This window comes from Streptomyces oryzae, from assembly GCF_017676365.1.
GTDB classification, from domain to species: domain Bacteria; phylum Actinomycetota; class Actinomycetes; order Streptomycetales; family Streptomycetaceae; genus Streptomyces; species Streptomyces oryzae.
The window spans coordinates 1-4896 of sequence record NZ_JADKMA010000317.1 but is presented as its reverse complement, the minus strand read 5'-3'; the positions used below and the strand labels follow the sequence as shown (position 1 = coordinate 4896).

General features: G+C 72.2%; 5 protein-coding genes. 2 read left to right on the top strand and 3 right to left on the bottom strand.

What is annotated here, in order from left to right; all coding sequences use genetic code 11:
* Together ITI46_RS33220 and ITI46_RS33215 are read right to left on the bottom strand one after the other, a co-directional pair.
* A partial coding sequence (locus ITI46_RS33220) for an ABC transporter ATP-binding protein (RefSeq protein ID WP_209243665.1) occupies nt 1-577 on the bottom strand: 577 nt, incomplete at its 3' end.
* 124 nt (nt 578-701) lie between these two features.
* Nucleotides 702-1598, bottom strand: a complete 897-nt coding sequence (locus ITI46_RS33215) for an RNA polymerase sigma-70 factor (RefSeq protein WP_209243667.1) — start codon at nt 1596-1598, stop codon at nt 702-704.
* Nucleotides 1599-1961: 363 nt separating this feature from the next.
* On the opposite strand from ITI46_RS33215, the gene ITI46_RS33210 reads away from it, so the two are divergent.
* A complete protein-coding gene (locus ITI46_RS33210) occupies nt 1962-2591 on the top strand; it encodes a DUF3592 domain-containing protein (protein ID WP_307808422.1) in 630 nt (209 codons plus the stop codon).
* A gap of 333 nt (nt 2592-2924) precedes the next feature.
* On the opposite strand, the gene ITI46_RS33205 is transcribed toward ITI46_RS33210, so the two are convergent.
* Entirely contained in the window at nt 2925-3842 is a 918-nt protein-coding gene (locus ITI46_RS33205) for a LysR family transcriptional regulator (protein WP_247746977.1), read from the bottom strand.
* A 165-nt stretch (nt 3843-4007) separates the two neighbouring features.
* On the opposite strand from ITI46_RS33205, the gene ITI46_RS33200 reads away from it, so the two are divergent.
* Nucleotides 4008-4862, top strand: coding sequence for an EamA family transporter (locus ITI46_RS33200; RefSeq protein WP_209243666.1), 855 nt, complete (start codon nt 4008-4010; stop codon nt 4860-4862).
* Nucleotides 4863-4896 lie beyond the last annotated feature (34 nt).

Genomic DNA, 4896 nt, shown 5'->3' with positions numbered 1-4896 from the left:
CACCGCCGCGGACCAGCTCACGGATGATCTGCCACATGGTGTGCCGCGACCGCGGATCCAGCCCCGTGGTCGGCTCGTCCAGGAAAATGATCCGCGGGTCCCCGACCAGCGTCATGGCAATGTCCAGCCGCCGCTTCATCCCGCCCGAGTACGTCGAAGCCGGCTTCCCCGCCGCCTCCACCAGATCGAACCGCTCCAGCAGCTCCCCAGCCACCCGCCGCCCCTCCCGCCGCGGGAGATGGTGCAGATCCGCCATCAACAGCATGTTCTCCTCCCCCGTGATCAGACCGTCCACCGCCGAGAACTGCCCCGTGACACCAATCGCCGCCCGCACCGCCTGCGGAGCAGCGGCCACGTCGTGGCCGCCGACCCGCAGCTCGCCGGCGTCCGCGGAGATCAGAGTGGAGAGGATCTTCACGGCAGTGCTCTTTCCTGCCCCGTTCGGGCCGAGCAGCGAGAAGACCGTGCCTTGGGGAACCGCCAGCTCGATGCCGTCGAGCACCACCTTGTCCCCGTAGGACTTGCGCAGCCCGCTCGCCGCGATGGCGAGAGAGCGGGGAGTTGTTGTTGTCGTCATGCCGCAGAGGTTGCGGCAGGCCGCATTCAGCGCGGTTTCACCACGGTTTCAGCGCCTCCGGGCGATCGCCGTCGCCGAACCGCGGCGAGTGCGGCAGCCGCTGCGCTTTGGTGTCCGGTCGTGTTCACCGCAAGGTGAGCATGGTCGCGGATTCCATGCGGGTCAGCTTCTCGGGGTTGCGGACGTAGTAGATGCCCGTGATGCGGCCGTCCTCGACGCGCATTGCCATGACACCGTCGGTCTCGCCGTCCAGGCGCAGGATGAGTGCGGGGTTGCCGTTGACGACGGTGGGTTCACAGGTGATCGTGCCTTCGACCTTGCTGGAGCCGCCGAGGTAGAAGCGGACCAGCTTCCGGGAGCCGACGACCGGCCGTGGTGCGGCCCGCTTCAGACCGCCGCCGTCGCTCACCAGCACGACGTCGGGGGCGAGTACGTCCAGGAGGCCCTGCAGGTCCCGGGTTTCGAGAGCACGCTGGAACGACTCCACGGTCGCGCGGGCCTCCCTCGCCGACACCGCTCTGCGTGGCCGGCGGGCATCGACGTGCCGACGGGCGCGGTGGGCGATCTGGCGGACGGCGGCCGGGCTTTTGTCCACGGCTGCCGCGATGTCCTCGTATCCGACGTCGAAGACCTCGCGCAGCACGAACACCACCCGCTCGGTCGGCGACAGCGTCTCCAGAACGAGCATCAGCGCCATCGACACGCTCTCCGCGAGCTCGACGTCCTCGGCCACGTCAGGAGTGGTGAGCAACGGTTCGGGCAGCCAGCTGCCGACGTACGCCTCCCTGCGACGCTTCATGGTGCGCAGCCGGTTGAGCGCCTGGCGGGTCGTGATCCGGACCAGGTAGGCGCGATGGTCACGCACCTGTGCCACGTCGACCTCGACCCAGCGCAGCCATGTCTCCTGGAGGACGTCCTCGGCGTCGGCGGCCGATCCGAGCATCTCGTAGGCGACGGTGAAGAGCAGGTTACGGTGGGCGACGAACGTCTCGGTCGCCGGGTCATCGGCGTGGTCGGTCATATCCCGGTCCTTCTCCTTCGTGGCTGCCTCGTTGCAGGCGGCCTTCGAGCGCGCGTGCACGGCGAAACGCCTGCCGTGTGTGCCGGTGGTCGACCAGGTCCGCCACGAACCCTGACCGGGCCGCCCGGCCGACGGCGGCCGACGCCTCAGAGGGGACACCGCACGGGCGGCCACTGTGACAGCCTGTGAGGCAGATCACTCGACGGGCACGGCATGTGAGCACCGCACGCCACGCATTGCCGCCCTCGACCGGGACCCCTCCCCGGATCCGCCGGGTAGGTTTCCGCGAGGCGGCTGGGCCGCCGGAGTCCGGGCGGCCGGACGCGCGGAGGCACGGGGGGGAATCCCGTGGGAGCGAAGCGGGTGTCACGGCTCGCGCCGAGCCGGGGGACGGTGCGCTGGGGGCTGCTGGGAGCGGCCGGCGGCCTGGCGGTGGCCGCCCTGTGGCTCGGCGCCGGCGCTTTGGTGACGGACCGCTCGTCCGGTCCGGAAGGTCCTGCCGCCCTGGGCGTGATGCTGTTCATGGCGGGCCTCGTCGGCATGATTGCGGTGGGGCTCGCGGGTCTCCCCTGGCCCTACTGGGTCGCGGCCGGGGCGTTGACCGTCCTGATGGTGCTGCCGCTCGCGTTCTACGGTGACGCCGTCCTCGACCGGCAGAATGAGCGGGTGACGGCCGTGGTGTCACAGCTCCGCGACTCCGTGTCCCAGCCGAGTGGCACCACCAGCCGGGTCTGCCGGGTCCGCCTGCCGGACGGGACCCGGGCGGACGTTGCCGGTACGGGGTGCGACAAGGGCACCCGCATCGGCGACCGGCTGACCGTCTACCAGGACCCGCAGGGCCGGGTGGCTGCCCGACTCGAGGTACGGATGACTGCCGGGCCGATGATGTGGCTCATCGGGGCATGCGTTGCCGGGCTCGTCACGCTGGGCGCCCGGATCGGTGTCCATGTGGGCCGCCGGCACCGCCGCGCCGCCATACGTGGAGGTCGATAATGCTGTGCCGTGAATGGAACGGCTGGAGGAACGGTCCTGGCCCTGGTTGGCGTCCTGTTGGGAACGGCGGGGCCCGCATAGGGCGGTAACTGGCAGCGGGCGTCCGAGAATCCGGCGCTGACGCTGGAAGCGCGCGGTGGCCATGAACGGTGCGGTGGCCCCGCGGTGGAGGAGCCGTACGGGCTCAGCCGACCAGCCGGGAGGGGAGAAGCCCCGGTCCCATCAGCGCGCCGATGCCGGCAAGCGCATGCAGCGCGCGGCCGGTGTCCCCGCGGCTGACCACCCCGTGTTCCTGTGCCCCGGCCAAGTCGACGACCGGCGGACGCGGGCCGCTCAGCGCGCGAGGCGTGTGAGGCGGCGGCTCGGCTCCCGGTAGAGGTCGGTGGCGAGCGCGATGGCGGTGTGGGTGGCGGGGTGCGGGTCGTGGGGGCGCCAGATGAGGTGGACGGCGACGGGTTCGGCGTCGCGGAGGGGGCGGTAGGTGATGCCGTCGCGGCGGTACTGGGCTGCGGTGGCCTGCGGGGTGAGGCCGACGCAGCGGCCGGTGGCGATGGCGGCGAGCCAGTCGTCGATGTCCTGGATGTACTCGACGGCGGGCCTGTCCTCGTCGGGCCACAAGTCCAGGGTGGTGGTGCCGGTTCGGCGGTCGAGGGCCAGGGTGCGGCCGGGGATCTCGGCCAGGCGGATGCTGCGGCGGCGGGCCCAGGGGTCGTCGGAGGCGAGGGCCAGAACGCGGCGCTCGTGGCCGATCAGCGCGTGGGCCCATGGCTTCAGGTCGAGTGGGCCACGGATCACGGCGAGGTCGCACAGTCCTTCGGCCAGGCCGCCGGTGGGCGTGTTGTGGCGGATGAGGCGCAGTTCGGTCTCGGGATGCTGGTCGTGCCAGCGGCGCTGGAACTCGGTGGTGTGCTGCCCGAAGGCGGACCAGGCGTGACCGATGTGGAGACGGGAGTGTCCCGTGGCGGCTTCGCGTACGAGTTCGTCGGCGCCGGCGAGCAGCACGCGGGCGCGGGCCAGGACCTGCACGCCTGCGGTGGTGGGCGCGACGGTGCGGCTGGTGCGGTGCAGCAGCCGCACCCCCAGGACGTTCTCCAGGGCGCGCAGGGTGCGGGATACGGCGGCCTGCGAGATGCCGAGCTGGTGGGCGGCGTCGGTGAAGCCGCCGGTGTCGATGATGGCGACCAGGCAGCGCAGGTGCTTCAGCTCGAGCGCTGCGGAGCCGTGCTTCCGTGACCCGTACATCCCATCCATGCAGCCAGCGTATAGCTGGTGGCCTGGATGCATTTTGCGTATGCCTGTCGCGGGCTCATCGTGATCGGCATGGTGCTCGATTCCTCGTCCCCGGCAGTGAGCCGGCCCGCCGTGACAGCCGCAGCCGCGCCCCGACCTGGCCGGAGTCCGGGGCGGCTGGGCGGTATGGCGCTGATGCTGGGGAGCGGCCTGTCCAATCAGACCGGGGCCTCGATCGCGGCGCTGGCGTTCCCCGTCCTCGGGCCGGCCGGTGTGGTGGCCGTACGGCAGTGGGTGGCCGCGATCGTGCTCGGGGCGGTCGGCAGGCCGCGGCTGCGGCACTTCACCGCGGCGCAGTGGCGCCCGGTGCTGGGCCTGGCGCTGGTCTTCGCCGCAATGAACCTGTCCTTGTACGCGGCGATCGAGCGGGTCGGGCTCGGGCTGGCCGTCACGCTGGAATTCCTCGGCCCGCTGACCGTGGCGCTGGCCGGCTCCCGCCGCCGTATCGACCTGGCCTGCGCGCTGGCCGCCGCGGGCGCCGTGGTGGTGCTCACCCGGCCCACCCCGTCCACCGACTACCCGGGCATCGGTCTGGCCCTGCTGGCAGCGGTGTGCTGGGGGTGCTACATCCTGCTCAACCGGACCGTCGGCGCCCGCCTTCCCGGCCTGGAGGGCTCGGCCGCCGCGGCGGCGGTCTCCGGGGCGCTCTACCTGCCCGTGGGGGCGTGGGTGCTCTGGCGGCACCCGCCCACCGCTGCCGCGCTCGGCTGTGCGCTGGCCGCTGGGGTGCTCTCCTCAGCCGTGCCATTCCTGTGCGACCTGTTGGCGCTGCGCCGGGTTCCGGCGCACTTCTTCGGGGTCTTCATGAGCGTCAACCCTGTCTTCGCCGCGCTGGTCGGCCTCGTCGTCCTGGGCCAGCACCTCGATACCGCCGCCTGGCTCGCCACGGGCGTGATCGTCGCCGCGAACGCCATCGCCCTCACCACGGCGCGCGGGCCCGCCACCGGGGGCGGGAGCCGTATCAGGGCCCGGAGCGCCTGAGGAGCGGCGCGCGGCTGGGGCGCAGCCCGCGCCC